The organism is Hydrogenophaga aquatica, assembly GCF_054780915.1.
This window is the reverse complement of sequence record NZ_BAAGVK010000014.1, coordinates 110,085-124,450: the sequence shown is the minus strand read 5'-3', so window position 1 is coordinate 124,450 and position 14,366 is coordinate 110,085. Positions and strand designations below refer to the sequence as shown.

At 62.3% G+C, this 14,366-nt stretch carries 17 protein-coding genes, 1 tRNA gene and 1 pseudogene; 13 read left to right on the top strand and 6 right to left on the bottom strand.

Features of this window, described 5'->3' with window-relative positions; genetic code table 11:
- Nucleotides 1-39: 39 nt before the first annotated feature.
- Nucleotides 40-1,725, bottom strand: a complete 1,686-nt coding sequence (locus ACYVHH_RS12580) for a DEAD/DEAH box helicase (protein WP_460565515.1) — start codon at nucleotides 1,723-1,725, stop codon at nucleotides 40-42.
- Nucleotides 1,726-1,906: 181 nt separating this feature from the next.
- On the opposite strand from ACYVHH_RS12580, the gene ACYVHH_RS12575 reads away from it, so the two are divergent.
- Nucleotides 1,907-2,392, top strand: coding sequence for a helix-turn-helix domain-containing protein (locus tag ACYVHH_RS12575; protein WP_460565514.1), 486 nt, complete (start codon nucleotides 1,907-1,909; stop codon nucleotides 2,390-2,392).
- Nucleotides 2,385-3,098 carry a nucleotidyl transferase AbiEii/AbiGii toxin family protein gene (locus tag ACYVHH_RS12570; protein ID WP_460565513.1) on the top strand — a complete coding sequence of 238 codons (714 nt, stop codon included), beginning with the start codon at nucleotides 2,385-2,387 and terminating at the stop codon, nucleotides 3,096-3,098. Before ACYVHH_RS12575 ends, ACYVHH_RS12570 begins: the two co-directional genes overlap by 8 nt.
- 5 nt (nucleotides 3,099-3,103) lie before the next feature.
- On the opposite strand, the gene ACYVHH_RS12565 is transcribed toward ACYVHH_RS12570, so the two are convergent.
- Complete coding sequence (locus ACYVHH_RS12565) at nucleotides 3,104-4,222, bottom strand: Fic family protein (protein ID WP_460565512.1); 1,119 nt, start codon at nucleotides 4,220-4,222, stop codon at nucleotides 3,104-3,106.
- 42 nt (nucleotides 4,223-4,264) lie between these two features.
- Nucleotides 4,265-4,504 (bottom strand): hypothetical protein, encoded by a 240-nt coding sequence (locus ACYVHH_RS12560; protein WP_460565511.1) that lies wholly within the window; start codon nucleotides 4,502-4,504, stop codon nucleotides 4,265-4,267.
- Nucleotides 4,505-4,616: 112 nt separating this feature from the next.
- Between ACYVHH_RS12560 and ACYVHH_RS12555 the strand changes: the two genes are divergently transcribed.
- The 4 genes from ACYVHH_RS12555 to ACYVHH_RS12540 all read left to right on the top strand — a co-directional run bounded on the left by ACYVHH_RS12555 (nucleotide 4,617) and on the right by ACYVHH_RS12540 (nucleotide 6,541).
- Nucleotides 4,617-5,546 (top strand): LysR family transcriptional regulator, encoded by a 930-nt coding sequence (locus tag ACYVHH_RS12555; RefSeq protein ID WP_460565510.1) that lies wholly within the window; start codon nucleotides 4,617-4,619, stop codon nucleotides 5,544-5,546.
- Between the two features lie 8 nt (nucleotides 5,547-5,554).
- Nucleotides 5,555-5,872 (top strand): DUF2322 family protein, encoded by a 318-nt coding sequence (locus ACYVHH_RS12550; protein WP_460565509.1) that lies wholly within the window; start codon nucleotides 5,555-5,557, stop codon nucleotides 5,870-5,872.
- A 68-nt stretch (nucleotides 5,873-5,940) separates the two neighbouring features.
- Entirely contained in the window at nucleotides 5,941-6,387 is a 447-nt protein-coding gene (locus ACYVHH_RS12545; protein ID WP_460565508.1) for an SRPBCC family protein, read from the top strand.
- Nucleotides 6,388-6,465: 78 nt separating this feature from the next.
- Nucleotides 6,466-6,541 (top strand) — tRNA-Ala (locus ACYVHH_RS12540).
- A 436-nt stretch (nucleotides 6,542-6,977) separates the two neighbouring features.
- Here the strand turns inward: ACYVHH_RS12540 and ACYVHH_RS12535 are convergent.
- Nucleotides 6,978-7,475: a universal stress protein gene (locus ACYVHH_RS12535; protein ID WP_460565507.1), complete on the bottom strand. Its 498-nt coding sequence runs from the start codon at nucleotides 7,473-7,475 to the stop codon at nucleotides 6,978-6,980.
- A 54-nt stretch (nucleotides 7,476-7,529) separates the two neighbouring features.
- A pseudogene (gene merR, locus ACYVHH_RS12530) lies at nucleotides 7,530-7,963 on the bottom strand (Hg(II)-responsive transcriptional regulator).
- A 71-nt stretch (nucleotides 7,964-8,034) separates the two neighbouring features.
- Here merR and ACYVHH_RS12525 point away from each other — a divergent pair.
- The 6 genes from ACYVHH_RS12525 (at nucleotide 8,035) to ACYVHH_RS12500 (ending at nucleotide 12,035) form a co-directional block, all read left to right on the top strand.
- Nucleotides 8,035-8,385, top strand: a complete 351-nt coding sequence (locus ACYVHH_RS12525) for a mercuric transport protein MerT (RefSeq protein ID WP_001294666.1) — start codon at nucleotides 8,035-8,037, stop codon at nucleotides 8,383-8,385.
- 15 nt (nucleotides 8,386-8,400) lie between these two features.
- The gene (gene merP, locus ACYVHH_RS12520) at nucleotides 8,401-8,676 is read left to right on the top strand and encodes a mercury resistance system periplasmic binding protein MerP (protein WP_000732290.1); all 276 of its coding nucleotides are present in this window, start codon (nucleotides 8,401-8,403) and stop codon (nucleotides 8,674-8,676) included.
- Between the two features lie 71 nt (nucleotides 8,677-8,747).
- Nucleotides 8,748-10,433 carry a mercury(II) reductase gene (gene merA / locus ACYVHH_RS12515; protein WP_003090700.1) on the top strand — a complete coding sequence of 562 codons (1,686 nt, stop codon included), beginning with the start codon at nucleotides 8,748-8,750 and terminating at the stop codon, nucleotides 10,431-10,433.
- 17 nt (nucleotides 10,434-10,450) lie between these two features.
- Nucleotides 10,451-10,816 carry a mercury resistance co-regulator MerD gene (gene merD / locus ACYVHH_RS12510; RefSeq protein ID WP_003090698.1) on the top strand — a complete coding sequence of 122 codons (366 nt, stop codon included), beginning with the start codon at nucleotides 10,451-10,453 and terminating at the stop codon, nucleotides 10,814-10,816.
- Nucleotides 10,813-11,049, top strand: a complete 237-nt coding sequence (gene merE / locus ACYVHH_RS12505; RefSeq protein WP_003090697.1) for a broad-spectrum mercury transporter MerE — start codon at nucleotides 10,813-10,815, stop codon at nucleotides 11,047-11,049. Before merD ends, merE begins: the two co-directional genes overlap by 4 nt.
- Nucleotides 11,046-12,035, top strand: a complete 990-nt coding sequence (locus ACYVHH_RS12500; RefSeq protein ID WP_010792470.1) for a DUF3330 domain-containing protein — start codon at nucleotides 11,046-11,048, stop codon at nucleotides 12,033-12,035. The genes merE and ACYVHH_RS12500 overlap by 4 nt, the downstream gene beginning before the upstream one ends.
- A gap of 247 nt (nucleotides 12,036-12,282) precedes the next feature.
- On the opposite strand, the gene ACYVHH_RS12495 is transcribed toward ACYVHH_RS12500, so the two are convergent.
- A complete protein-coding gene (locus ACYVHH_RS12495; RefSeq protein ID WP_001389365.1) occupies nucleotides 12,283-13,047 on the bottom strand; it encodes an IS6-like element IS6100 family transposase in 765 nt (254 codons plus the stop codon).
- 384 nt (nucleotides 13,048-13,431) lie between these two features.
- Between ACYVHH_RS12495 and rfaH the strand changes: the two genes are divergently transcribed.
- Nucleotides 13,432-14,349 carry a transcription/translation regulatory transformer protein RfaH gene (gene rfaH, locus ACYVHH_RS12490; RefSeq protein ID WP_460565506.1) on the top strand — a complete coding sequence of 306 codons (918 nt, stop codon included), beginning with the start codon at nucleotides 13,432-13,434 and terminating at the stop codon, nucleotides 14,347-14,349.
- Nucleotides 14,350-14,366: the final 17 nt, after the last annotated feature.

The following is a 14,366-nucleotide window of genomic DNA, read 5'->3' as shown; positions in this document are numbered from 1 at the left end:
CTCATCTGTTTCATGCCGATACTGTCTCACATCCTCTGGTCACCGGCGGGGGTTATGCAGACCTTCCCTAACGTGCATGGTCATCACCTTGATGGAGTCGGCGGCGGGGTCAAACTGCCCTGTGCCTTTGCGCACTTGGTGCGGCAACCGGCGCTGGCGTAGCGCGGCTGCGCAAATGTCCATCTCGCTCCAGTGGCGGCAGATGATGGCCATGTCGCCCCAGGCGTGCCCTTCCTGGTGGGCGGCGCTCAGCAGTTGGGCCACCTCCGCAGCTTCTTCGCGCAAGGTGGGCAGGCGGATGATGAGCGGATCTTCCCCATCGCGCCCGCAGCTCACGGGTTTGAGCAGGGGCACGCCGTCGTCGTCTTTGTCTTCGGCGGTCAGCAAATCAGCCGCCACCAGGCTGGCGGTTTGCAGTATCTGCCGGGTGTTGCGGTAGTTGATTTTGAGGATGGTGGTGCGCCCCTGCGCCTGTATGCCTACGCTCTTGAAGCTGAACTGCCGGGTGCGGCTGCGTTCGTAGATGCTTTGCGCGTCGTCGTACAGCACCAGCAGGCTGTTGGTGGCGGGGTCCACCATTTGCACCACCAGCTTCAGCCATTCGGGCGCAAAGTCGTGCCCTTCGTCTATCAGCACGGCCTGGTATTGGCCGCTGGGTATCTGGCGCCGCTCCACACCGCGTATCACCCTTTGCACCATGTCGGCCATCTTGTCGGCAACGGGCTGGTTGTTGGCGGGCATTTCTTGCCCGTAGGCCTTCAACTGGGCGTAGCACCATTTGTGGAAGTGCACTGCGTGCACGCGGTCGGCAATGCCCTTGGCGGCCATGGCGCGGGCCAGTTGCTTGGCCAGCGGTTCGTTGTAGCAGAGGATGAGGATGGGTTTGCTCGCTGCCGTTTGTGCCTTGGCTAGGTGTTCGGCGCGGTAGCCCAGCAGCATGGTCTTGCCCGAACCCGCCACACCGTGGATGACGCGGTGCCCCTCGCCCAAACTGCGGGCCAGTTGCTCTTGCTGGATGTCCATCACCCGCATGATGCTGGGCAGTTCGGCGCTTTCATCGAAATTTTGGTCGGCGTCGTTGAACAGGCTGTCTTGCGTGGGCACGCGCACCTGGGGGAACATGATCCAGCGCACGCGGTCCAGCTGCGGCAGCGACATGACGCCGCGCATGGCGTAGGGGAACATGTTCCACAGGTGGGTCTGCAGGTCTTCGGGGTCCACCTGCTCCAGCATTTCGTCTTGGCAGATGACGCGCTGCGGCTCGATGGCGTGGTGCAGTTCGGCCTTGTCGAACTGGGCACGGGTGATGTTGGGCAGCACCACGCCGTAGCTCCACGGAAAGGCCAGCTTGCCCTGATGGGGGCCGCCGGGTTGCACCAGTTGCGGGTCGCGCTCCAGCGCGTGCACCACCTGGTGGGCGTATTGCCGGGCCTGTTCCAGCGGGTTGGGTATGGTTTTGGGGCCAGCGTCGCCGTGGATGACCCAGGTTTGCCGGTCAGCCTGGATGAGTGTGCTCAGGCGAAAGTCCTTCACCTCCAGCACCAGAATGCCGCGCCGGGGGTGGATGATCACAAAGTCCGGGTGGGCGCTGCGCGGGCCAATGGGCACGTCGTACCAGAGCAGGTAGTCGTCGTCGAGCTTTTGCTCCAGCCGCTCGGCCACGCGGCGCTCGCCGCCCGTCATGCGCGACACGCAACTGCCCAGTGCGGGTATCAGTGTGGCCATCCCTCTGCTTGGTATTGTTGGTTTAGCAGATTTTGCATCATTTTGGGGGTGGGGCTCAATACAACCCGGAATGGGTACCATCAAACCCATTACGGGTATGAACGCTGAAAGCTGGTTACCCCTCCAATATTTTGTTTCTCATAGTTGACAAATTACCAATTTTGAATAGTATGAGAAACAAATGCCTGCCACCACACCGCCAACCACCGAACTAGCCGCCCAGCAGCTGCAAGCCCTGGGAGCACTCATTCGGGCGGAGCGCAAGGCCTTGCGCGTGAGCAGCACCGCCACCGCCGAGGCGGCTGGTGTCTCGCGGGTCACGCTGCACCGCATTGAAAAGGGCGAGGCGTCGGTGGCGGTGGGGGCTTGGACCAACGTGCTGGCCGCCCTGGGTTTGAAGCTGACCGCGCTTCCGGCCAAAGCAGCCGACGCGGCAGCACACAACCCGCCTGCCGGGGAATGGATTCCGCTGCACATCCGCCTGAACGACTACCCCCAGTTGAAGGCACTGGCATGGCAGGTGCACGGCACGGACACGCTCACACCCGCCGAGGCGCTGGACATTTACGAACGCAACGCGCGCCACCTGGAGGTAGATGCCATGCCCGCCCACGAACAGGCACTGCTGGCGGCACTGCGCACGGCATTTACCAAGCACCATGTTTGAGCGCCCTCACCATCAACGCATTGCGCACGTGCTGGCGTCGCTGGACGGCCCCTTGCTGCGCGAACACGGCTGCCTGTTTGGCGGGGGTACGTGCATTGCGCTGCGCTATGGCGAATACCGAGAGTCGGTCGACATGGACTTTCTGGTCTCTGACGCGGCGGGCTACCGGGAACTGCGCCAGCGGCTCACGGGCACCAATGGCATCAACGCCATTGCCCGCCAGGGCGCGATGCCGCTGGTGGCCCTGCGTGAAGTACGCGCCGACCAGTACGGCATACGCACCCAGGTGCAGATGGACGGCCAGGCAATCAAGTTTGAGATCGTGCGGGAAGCCCGCATAGAGTTGGAAGCACCCGGGCCACAGGATGTGTTGTGCGGGGTGAACACCCTTACACCGCTCGACCTGGCAGCATCGAAGCTGCTGGCCAACTCCGACCGGCAGGCAGACGATGGTGTGTTCAGCCGTGACGTGATCGACCTGGCGATGATGAACCTGCGCCTGCCTGCCTTGCGCGCGGCGCTGACCAAGGCGGAAGCAGCCTATGGTTCTGCCGTGGAGCGCGACCTGGCCAAAGCCATTGACAGGATGCAGAACCGCCCAGGCTGGCTGGAGCGTTGCATGCAGGCCATGGACATGGATATGCCCAAGGCGCTGCTCTGGCAAAAGATACGTGCCTTGCGGCGGGTGCTGCCTGCGGCGGCTTGAGGCGGCTACCACTCCCACACGTACCGGGTGGCGCGCCCCTGCCCCGTTTTGACCAGCAGCCCCCATTCGGCCAACTGGGTGAGTTCGCGCCAAGCCGTGGCGCGTGAGACGCCAGTGAGGTTCACGTACTTTTCAGTGCTGATGCCTCGGCTGAAGCCTTGTGGGCCGCTGTCGATGATTTTGTTGAGGGCCTTGCGCTGGGATGCGCTGAGTTCGGGATGGCTGCTGTTGATGCGCCCCCACAGGCGGGATTTGTCGATCGCGGTTTGTATTTGCGCCAGCGCCGCCAGACAGGCGCGTTCGACGCACCCCACAAACCAGCGAACCCAGGGGGTGACGTCCACATGGGCTTGCCCGGTAGCGGCTTGCAACTGTTCGTAATAGCCTTTGCGGTCGGCCCAGAGCTGGGCACTGAGGCTGAACAGACGCTGCGGGGTTTGCATGTCTTGCGCCAGCGCCAGTTCAGCCAATGCGCGGCCCACGCGCCCGTTGCCATCTTCAAACGGGTGAATGGCCTCGAAGCGCAGGTGGAGCAAGGCAGCGCGCACCAGCCCATCCATCTGCCCGCTGCTGGCGTTGAACCACTGCAACAGGGCTTGCATGTGAGCAGGCACTTCGCTGGACGGAGGCGCCTCGTAATGCACCACATCGGGCTTGCCCAAGCGGGGCGTGACGATCTGCATGGGTTCGGCGTGGGTGCGGTACTGCCCCGCAGCAATACGGGTAAAGCCGCTGTGGCCGGTAGGAAACAGCGCCGCATGCCAGGCCAGGACTTGCTCGGTAGTCAGCGGTTGTTGCCACTGCGTGGCCGCAGCCTGGAGGATGTCGAGCGTGGCTTCGGTACGCGGGTCGCGCTGCGTGGGTGCAGCGTCCGGCAGGCCCAAACGCCGGGCGGCCGAGGCACGCACAGAATGCAGGGGCAGGGTTTCGCCTTCGATTTGGGCCGTGGCCATGGCCTCTTGCACCCAGCCAGACAGTTGCAGTTCGCCCAAGTCGAGCAACTGCAGGCCACCCGCCACCCCAAGCAACTGGCCCTGCGCCATGCGCGCACGGGCCACGTCCGGCGCTATCGCAGCGGCGTCGTGGATCAGATCTGGCCAAAGGGGTGACTGCCAAAGGTACATGAGGCGTATTATGGCCAAATACGCCTCATAGTTGAAGCGTATTTAGACTGCATTCGCTTCACAAGGGGCTGGCACAACCGCCACCCGCCGTGCCAAACGCGCCAGCAGGCGTTGGCGGCTGCGCGCCGCGCGCTGGGCAGCCGTCAACTGCACCCGCGCCCATGCGGCATCGGCGCCGCGCCAAAAGTCGTCAATAGCTTCGCTGCGTTCCCATTCGGCCCGGCGCCGGGCGGCAGCGTAGTCGTGCGGGTCGGGGGCTGTTGTGGCGGGGAATGTGCGCATGGTCTGCTCCTGGGGTGTGTTTGGTGCTTGAACTCTAGAAGCAACACCAACACACCGAAACCGCTTTGAACGACAATCTGTATTGCAATATTTGCAAAACAAAGGGGTTGATGTGAACCTGGACCTGGAAGATGCGGCACTTTTTCTGCGGGTGTCGGAACTGGGGTCGCTGTCGGCAGCGGCGCGGGAACGCAACGTGCCGGTGAGCCAGGTGTCGCGAGCCATTGCGCGGCTGGAGGCGCGCTGCGGCGTGCGGCTGATGCACCGCACCACGCACGGCCTGAGCCTGACGGACGAAGGCGACACCTTCGCAGCGCACGCCCGCAGGCTGGTGGACACGCGCGACGAGCTGGCCGCAGCCATGCGCATCAAGCGCGGCGGGCCCAGCGGCTGGGTGCGGCTGACAGTGAGCCCGGTGCTGGCCGAAACGATGATTGCGCCCAGCCTGCCCTCCCTGTACGAGGCCTACCCCGAGCTGCACGTGGACATACTGGCCGACGACCGCATGCACGACATGGCCCGCGACGGCATAGACATAGCCATACGCACCGGCTGGCCCGTGGGCGACAACCTGATCGCGCGGCGAATTGCCGAACACGGCCGGCGCTTGTGTGCGGCCCCCGCCTACCTGCAACGCTTTGGCACCCCCAAGCACCCTGACGAGTTGACCCAGCACCGCCTGATCAGCAGCAGCGCCAGCCCTGCCCTCAACCGCTGGCCCTGGGCGGCTGGCGTGGCGGCCAAACTGGGGCAGGCTGAAGGCAGCGTGTACCTGGCCAAGGGCCACACCCGCAGCGACAACTCCGCACTCACACTGGCCTTGGCACTGCAGGGCGTGGGCATTGCCCGGTTGAACGACCTGCTCACCCGCCGCCACCTGCAAAACGGCGAACTGGTGCCCTTGCTGGAAGATTGGTTCGACAACAGCCGCATACCCATTTACGCGGTGATGCTGCCGGAACGCCACCGTTTGCCCAAGTTGAAGGCGTGTATTGACCATTGGGCGCAGTGGGTGTCCGAAGCGGCAAAGCCCGTGTCATGATCGCGCCCATGAACTTTGCAGACCGACTCAAACAACTCCCCTCCGTCAGCCACCTGGCTGCGCTGCAACTGCTGGACGCCAGCGGCCAGGTGCTGGCCACCATTGAAAACAAACCCGGCCAGGCCGGTTCGCTGGCCGTGTACCACGCACTGGCTGCCAAACATGGTGGAACCATCACCCCCGCTGCCGCAGCCGAGGGCCTGGAGTGGTACGCCGAGCACCTGGCCGATGCCCGCGCCCACCCGGGCAAGCACCCCAACATCGACCGGCTGCTGGCCTGGGCACAGGGTGCCACCACCTACGGCGTACAACTGGTAAAGAACTGAAACGCCGCTGGACACCGGGCGCGGGGCGGGCGCATGATCGCGCTTCATTCTTTGGAAAGGAGCCCGCCATGACCACTGGCACCGTGACCCTGCACCGCGTGCTGCGCGCACCGCCTGAGCGCGTGTACCGCGCCTTCCTGGACCCGGACGCCATGGCCAAGTGGCTGCCCCCGCACGGCTTTACCGGCCGCGTGCTGCACATGGACGCCCGCGTGGGCGGCACCTACCGCATGCAGTTCACCAACCTGACCACGGGACGTGTGCACGCCTTTGGCGGCGAATACCTGGAACTGGCGCCCAACGAGCGCATCGTCAACACCGACCGTTTTGACGACCCCGACCTGCCGGGCGAAATGCGCACCACGATCATATTGAGGGCGGTGTCGGTAGGCACGGAACTGACAGCGGTGCAGCAGGGCATTCCCGCCATGATTCCCACGGACGGGTGCTACCTGGGCTGGCAAGACTCGCTCCAGCTGCTGGCCCAGCTGGTGGAGCCCGAAATTCCAGACTGACCTGGCGCCACTCACCAGCCATGGAGCCATCAGGGCAATACACAAAAGCCGGGTCTTGAGGCAAGATTGCAGCTTGACGGGCCGATAGCTCAGCTGGGAGAGCGCTGCGTTCGCAATGCAGAGGTCGGGAGTTCGATCCTCCTTCGGTCCACCATATCCGGGGAACAGACTAACTCTGTTCCCCTTTTCTTTTCTTGCTGCGCCCCAGTGATGGCGCGGTTTCTGGCAAGGGTGCGACGGACGCCGCTGCCACGGGTGACACCGATTCGGGCCGTTTTCCGTTCTCTGTTCCCGCCCATTCTCTGTTTCTGCGAAGGACGCCTCCGCGCCCGAGCCAGCAGTGACGCGGGTTTCCGGCTGCTTGTTCGTAACGAAAAGCACTCTGCCAATCGTCTACGCAAACTATTTCCACTTTGTCCCTAGGTACGGCACCTTGGACCTGAAACACTGGGAACTTTGCCCTCTGCAGTCTGTTCTCGACCCAAAACGGTCATTGGCGCTTCTGTAATAACGGTCCGACAGCGGACATCAGATCAGCTAAAAACAAGGCGCATCCCGAGATCGCCTAGGCAACGATGGCAATTGGTCGCTCAAAGCATTCGGGTGGCTAGCCGATTTGAACGTTTTCCGCTTTTGTGCTCGTACTGGCAGACCATCACAGGCATCTTTGCCTTCGATATCAAACCCGGAACAATGCTGCCACCTATAAGTCGAATCAGTGCATTGCGTCTCTCTGTTGCAACGACGATCAGCTCACAGTGCCGCCTGTCAGCGACATCAGCTACGCACTGCGCTTCGTTGGTGGCGCGGCCAGTGCCCAAGACGCGAGAACTCCGCACGCCAGCCGCTTTAGCCATGGACGAGGCTTTTTGTAGAACTGTGTGGGCCTCGGTGCGGACCTCCCGTTCGTACTCAAGAGAATTCGATATCGTCGCTTCGTTCATGCCTATAGGCATTCCGTTGAAATCAGGAAGCCAGTGGAAAAACAGAATCTGCCCGTCGTTGACCCTTGCGATCTCCACTCCCTGGCTTATTGCCAGCAAGGAAGCGGGCTTGTCATCAACCACCACCAGAATGTTCTTGAACATGGGGTCGTCTCAGAAAACGGAAAATAAAGCACGCTAAGGCGTAACTACCCTCGGCTACACCGCGTCGGCACCACGCGGCTCTTTCTCCCCTTGCAGCGAAGCAATCAGCGGGCAAGAAACGTTCCCTTGCCGCGCATGGCAGGCGAACACAAGTTCGGATAGCACGGTTTCCATGCGCGCCAGGTCGGTCATTTTTTCGCGCACGTCCTGAAGCTTGTGCTCGGCCAGGCTGCTGGCTTCCTCGCAGTGGGTGCCGTCATCCAGCCTCAGCAGCTCTGCGATCTCGTCGAGGCTGAATCCGAGCCGCTGGGCTGATTTCACGAAGCGCACCCGCGTCACATCCGCCTCGCCATAGCGGCGGATGCTGCCATAGGGCTTGTCCGGCTCCGGCAACAAGCCCTTGCGCTGATAGAACCGGATGTTTCCACGTTGACCCCGGCCGCCTTGGCGAAAACGCCAATAGTCAGATTCTCCAAATTTTTTTCCATATCGCTTGACTCCGTACATTGGTACGGAAGTAAGCTTAAGCTATCCAATCCAGATTTGAAAGGACAAGCGTATGTCTGAACCTCAAAACGGGCGCGGGGCGCTCTTCACTGGCGGGCTAGCCGCCATCCTCGCCTCGGCTTGCTGCCTGGGGCCGCTGGTTCTGATCGCCCTGGGGTTCAGCGGCGCTTGGATCGGCAACTTGACGGTGTTGGAACCTTATCGCCCGATCTTCATCGGCGCGGCGTTGGTGGCGCTGTTTTTCGCCTGGCGGCGCATCTACCGACCGGCGCAAGCCTGCAAACCAGGGGATGTGTGTGCGATTCCCCAAGTGCGCGCTACTTACAAGCTCATTTTCTGGGTCGTGGCCGCGCTGGTTCTGGTCGCGCTCGGATTTCCCTACGTCATGCCATTTTTCTATTAATCACAGGAGTTCATCATGAAAAAACTGTTTGCCTCTCTCGCCATCGCTGCCGTTGTTGCCCCCGTGTGGGCCGCCACCCAGACCGTCACGCTGTCCGTACCGGGCATGACCTGCTCCGCTTGTCCGATCACCGTCAAGAAGGCGATTTCCAAGGTCGAAGGCGTCAGCAAAGTTAACGTGACCTTCGAGACACGCGAAGCGGTTGTCACCTTCGATGATGCCAAGACCAGCGTGCAGAAGCTGACCAAGGCCACCGAAGACGCAGGCTATCCGTCCAGCGTCAAGAAGTGAGGCACTGAAAACGGCAGCGCAGCACATCTGACGCCCTTGTCTGCTACCACAAACGAAAAAGGATCTGTCGCATGACCCATCTAAAAATCACCGGCATGACCTGCGACTCGTGCGCGGCGCACGTCAAGGAAGCGCTGGAAAAAGTACCCGGCGTCCAATCTGCCATAGTGTCCTATGCCAAGGGCGCGGCCCAGCTCGCCCTTGATCCAGGCACAGCGCCGGACGCACTGACCGCCGCCGTGGCTGGCCTGGGCTACAAAGCGATGCTCGCCGATGCCCCGCCGACCGACAACCGCACTGGGCTGTTCGACAAGGTGCGCGGCTGGATGGGTGCCGCCGACAAGGGCAGCGGCGGCGAGCGCCCGTTGCAAGTCGCCGTGATCGGCAGCGGTGGAGCCGCGATGGCGGCAGCACTGAAGGCCGTCGAGCAAGGCGCGCAGGTCACGCTGATTGAGCGCGGCACCATCGGCGGCACCTGCGTCAACGTCGGTTGTGTGCCGTCCAAGATCATGATCCGCGCCGCCCACATCGCCCATCTGCGCCGGGAAAGCCCATTCGACGGCGGCATGCCACCCACACCGCCGACGATCTTGCGCGAGCGGCTGCTGGCCCAGCAGCAGGCCCGTGTCGAAGAACTCCGTCATGCCAAGTACGAAGGCATCCTGGACGGCAATTCAGCCATCACCGTTCTGCACGGTGAAGCGCGTTTCAAGGACGACCAGAGCCTTATCGTTAGTTTGAACGAGGGTGGTGAGCGCGTCGTGATGTTCGACCGCTGCCTGGTCGCCACGGGTGCCAGTCCGGCCATGCCGCCGATTCCGGGCCTGAAAGAGTCACCCTACTGGACTTCGACCGAGGCCTTGGTCAGCGACACCATTCCCGAACGCCTGGCCGTCATCGGCTCGTCGGTGGTGGCGCTGGAACTGGCGCAAGCCTTCGCCCGGCTGGGTAGCCAGGTCACGATCCTTGCGCGCAGCACGCTGTTCTTCCGCGAAGACCCTGCCATCGGCGAGGCCGTCACAGCCGCCTTCCGTGCCGAAGGAATCAAGGTACTGGAACATACGCAAGCCAGCCAAGTCGCCCATGTGGACGGCGAATTCGTGCTGACCACTGGACAGGGCGAAGTGCGCGCCGACAAGCTGCTGGTCGCCACCGGCCGGACACCGAACACGCGCAGCCTGGCATTGGAAGCGGCGGGGGTAGCCGTCAATGCGCAGGGGGCCATCGTCATCGACAAGGGCATGCGCACCAGTAGCCCGAACATCTACGCGGCCGGCGACTGCACCGACCAGCCGCAGTTCGTCTATGTGGCGGCAGCGGCCGGCACTCGTGCGGCCATTAACATGACCGGCGGCGACGCCGCCATCAATCTGACCGCGATGCCGGCCGTGGTGTTCACCGACCCGCAAGTGGCGACCGTGGGCTACAGCGAGGCGGAAGCGCACCACGATGGCATCGAAACCGACAGCCGCACGCTGACGCTCGACAACGTGCCGCGTGCGCTCGCCAACTTCGATACCCGCGGCTTCATCAAGCTGGTCATCGAGGAAGGCAGCGGACGGCTGATTGGCGTACAGGTGGTGGCCCCGGAAGCGGGCGAACTGATCCAGACGGCTGTTCTCGCCATTCGCAACCGCATGACGGTGCAGGAACTAGCCGACCAGTTGTTCCCCTACCTAACGATGGTCGAGGGCTTGAAGCTCGCGGCGCAGACCTTCAGCAAGGACGTGAAGCAACTGTCCTGCTGCGCCGGATAAGGAAAAGGAGGTGTTCGATGAACGCCTACACAGTGTCCCGACTGGCCCTTGAGGCCGGGGTGAGCGTGCATATCGTGCGCGACTACCTGCTGCGCGGATTGCTGCGGCCAGTCGCCTGCACCACGGGCGGCTACGGCTTGTTCGATGACGCCGCCTTGCAGCGGCTGTGCTTTGTGCGGGCCGCTTTTGAGGCGGGCATCGGCCTGGACGCATTGGCGCGGTTGTGCCGGGCGCTGGATGCGGCGGACTGCGATGAAACAGCCGCACAGCTTGCCGTGCTGAGTCAGTTCGTCGAACGCCGACGCGAAGCGTTGGCCGATCTGGAAGTGCAGTTGGCCGCGATGCCGACCGCGCCGGCCCAGCAAGCGGAGAGTCTGCCATGAACAGCCCCGAGCGCTTGCCGACCGAGACACACAAGCCGTTCACCGGCTACCTGTGGGGTGCGCTGGCGGTGCTCACCTGTCCCTGTCATTTGCCGATTCTCGCCATTGTGCTGGCCGGCACGACGGCCGGCGCGTTCATCGGCGAGCACTGGGGTATTGCAGCCCTCACGCTGACCGGCTTGTTTGTCCTGTCTGTGACGCGGCTGCTGCGGGCCTTCAGAGGTCGATCATGAGCGCTTCCCAGCCAATTGAATGGACAGTGGCGCAACTGGCGCAGGCGGTCGAGCGCGGGCAGCTTGAGCTGCACTACCAGCCGATTGTCGATTTGCGCAGTGAGCAGATTGTCGGCGCGGAAGCCCTGTTGCGCTGGCGTCATCCGACGCTCGGACTGTTGCCGCCGGGCCAGTTCCTGCCCGTGATCGAATCGTCCGGCCTGATGCCGGAAATCGGCGCATGGGTGCTGGGCGCAGCCTGCCGTCAAATGCGCGACTGGCGGGTGCTGGCATGGCAACCGTTCCGGCTGGCCGTCAATGTTGCGGCGAGCCAAGTGGGGCCAGATTTCGACAAGTGGGTAAAGGGCGTGCTGGCCGATGCCGGGTTGCCCGCCGCGTATCTTGAAATTGAGCTGACCGAATCGGTTGCGTTCGGTGATCCGGCGATCTTCCCCGCCCTGGAAGCTTTGCGACAGATCGGTGTGCGCTTCGCCGCCGACGACTTCGGCACCGGCTATTCCTGCCTGCAACACCTGAAATGCTGCCCCATCAGCACGCTCAAGATCGACCAATCGTTTGTCGCCGGACTCGCCAACGACCACCGCGACCAGACCATCGTGCGCACCGTGATTCAGCTTGCGCATGGGCTTGGCATGGAAGTAGTGGCCGAAGGCGTGGAAACATCGGCGAGTCTTGATTTGTTGCGACAAGCGGACTGCGACACAGGACAAGGCTTCCTGTTCGCCAAGCCGATGCCGGCGGCGGCATTCGCCGTCTTCGTCAGTCAATGGAGGGGTGCCACCATGAATGCAAATGATCCGACTGCCACCAGTTGCTGCGTGTGCTGCAAGGAAATCCCGCTCGATGCCGCCTTCACCCCGGAAGGCGCGGAATACGTCGAGCACTTCTGCGGGCTGGAGTGCTATCAGCGCTTCCAGGCGCGCGCCAAGACCGGGAGCGAAACCGATGCCGATCCGAACGCCTGCGACTCATCACTGTCAGACTGAGGCATACCCTATCCTGATGTCAGGAGAAGCCACCCAGCAACTGTCATTTTCAGAAGACGACTGCACCAGTTGATTGGGCGTAATGGCTGTTGTGCAGCCAGCTCCTGACAGTTCAATATCAGAAGTGATCTGCACCAATCTCGACTATGCTCAATACTCGTGTGCACCAAAGCGAGGTGAGCATGGCGACGGAGGCTCTGTTGCAAAGATTGGCGGCAGTCAGAGGTAGGCTGTCGCTCTGCGCCGATCAGGCGGCTGCTGCGAAATGGTGGTTGAGCATGCCCATGGCCTCCGTCAGCGCCGAGGGCCCAATGCCAAAAGCTCTCTCCACAAGGCGCACCTCGCCCCTGATGCCGGGCTGCAGGCACCAGGGGCGAGCCTGTCCTTTGCGCAGGGCTCGCATGACTTCGAATCCCTTGATCGTGGCATAGGCCGTGGGGATCGATTTGAAACCGCGCACCGGCTTGATCAGTATCTTGAGCTTTCCGTGATCGGCCTCGATCACGTTATTGAGATACTTCACCTGCCGGTGGGCCGTCTCCCGGTCCAGCTTTCCTTCGCGCTTCAATTCGGTGATCGCTGCACCATAGCTCGGCGCTTTGTCGGTATTGAGCGTGGCAGGCTTTTCCCAGTGCTTCAGGCCTCGCAGGGCCTTGCCCAGGAACCGCTTCGCTGCCTTGGCGCTGCGGGTCGGCGACAGGTAGAAATCGATCGTGTCGCCCCGCTTGTCGACTGCCCGGTACAGGTAGGTCCACTTGCCCCGCACCTTGACGTAGGTTTCATCCAGGCGCCAGCTCGGATCAAAGCCACGCCGCCAGAACCAGCGCAGCCGCTTCTCCATCTCCGGGGCGTAGCACTGGACCCAGCGATAGATCGTCGTATGGTCGACCGAAATGCCGCGTTCCGCCAGCATTTCCTCAAGGTCGCGATAGCTGATCGGATAGCGACAATACCAGCGCACCGCCCACAGGATCACATCACCCTGGAAATGGCGCCACTTGAAATCCGTCATCGTTCCGTCCGTCCAATCTCCGCCAAGCATGCTCAAGCTTCACGATTTTTGCAACAGAGCCGCCCGCCGTTTCCTCCATTGCCACAGGAGTTGCGGCAGCCCCCACCGACGCTGTACCTGATTCCGCAGGCCTTGCAACCGGCATCTCCTGTGAGCAATTAGCCCACGACGCTGCAGAGACCACCCTGATGGTTTTGGAGCTGCAGCAATGGCATGCCAGGCAGTCAGCGGCTGACAGCGCACCCGCACCATAAACCTGTTATTGATACTTTAGACCCCGTCTTCTCGTTCCCATGTCCCATGGGCGCGATGAGGACGGGGTCTTTTGTCGTTTCAGCGCAGAATTGACTTGGCTTCTGTTTGAAACAGAGCGTTCATGCTGGCATGCAAACCATAGACCCAGCCAAAACGCCCAGAATTCTGAGCAGTCAACAAGCCGCTGACCGCATGGGTCTGCCGGTGCAGGCCCTGTACAAATTGCGTGATGCCGATGAGCGCCTATCCATCTCGCAGACTGGTCTGCAAATTGGCTACCAGCTCGAAGACATCCAATCCTATGAGCGCAGCGAAATGCAGCTGCTGGTGGAGAAGACGCTGGCCACAGAGCGGCCTCTGCCATTGATTCGCGCCATGGCGCAGCTTCTGCGTGCGCCGTTGCCACCTGCGCAGGAAGCAACCGAAAAAACGTCGGCGCAGCCGCCCAAACCATCGCCCCAACCAGAGCCACCAACACCAGACGCCAAACCCACGTTGGTGCTTGCGGCTGAGCCGCCGTCGCCGCCGGTGTCCGCGGCCAGTCGGACCATGGATTGGTTCTTGGTTCGCAGCAAACCGCGTCAGGAGGCGGTGGCGCTGACCAACCTGACTCGTCAAGGCTATGAATCCTATTTGCCGATGTTCGCGGCAGAAAAAATCGTCCGGCGCAAACAGGCCATCGTGCAAGAGCCCATGTTTGCACGCTACCTCTTTGTGCGGTTGGACACCACAGGTCAAGGGCAGAGCTGGAGCCCGATACGCTCCACGATCGGGGTGAGCGAATTGGTTTGCTTCGGCAGCAAAGCGGCCAGGGTCGACGAGACATTGATTGCCATGTTGCGGGAGCGAGAGGCTTGGCAGAGCGAACAACCCAAATCGCTTTTTGCATCAGGCGACAGCGTGGTCATTGCCGATGGCGCATTCGCCGGTCTGCAAGCGATCTACCAAATGAATGACGCCGAAGGCCGGGCCATGGTGCTGCTGGATCTGCTCAGCAAACCGGTGCCCATGAAGATCAACGCGGCCAGTCTGCGCAAGGCGGGCTGATCGGGCATGAGATTGGT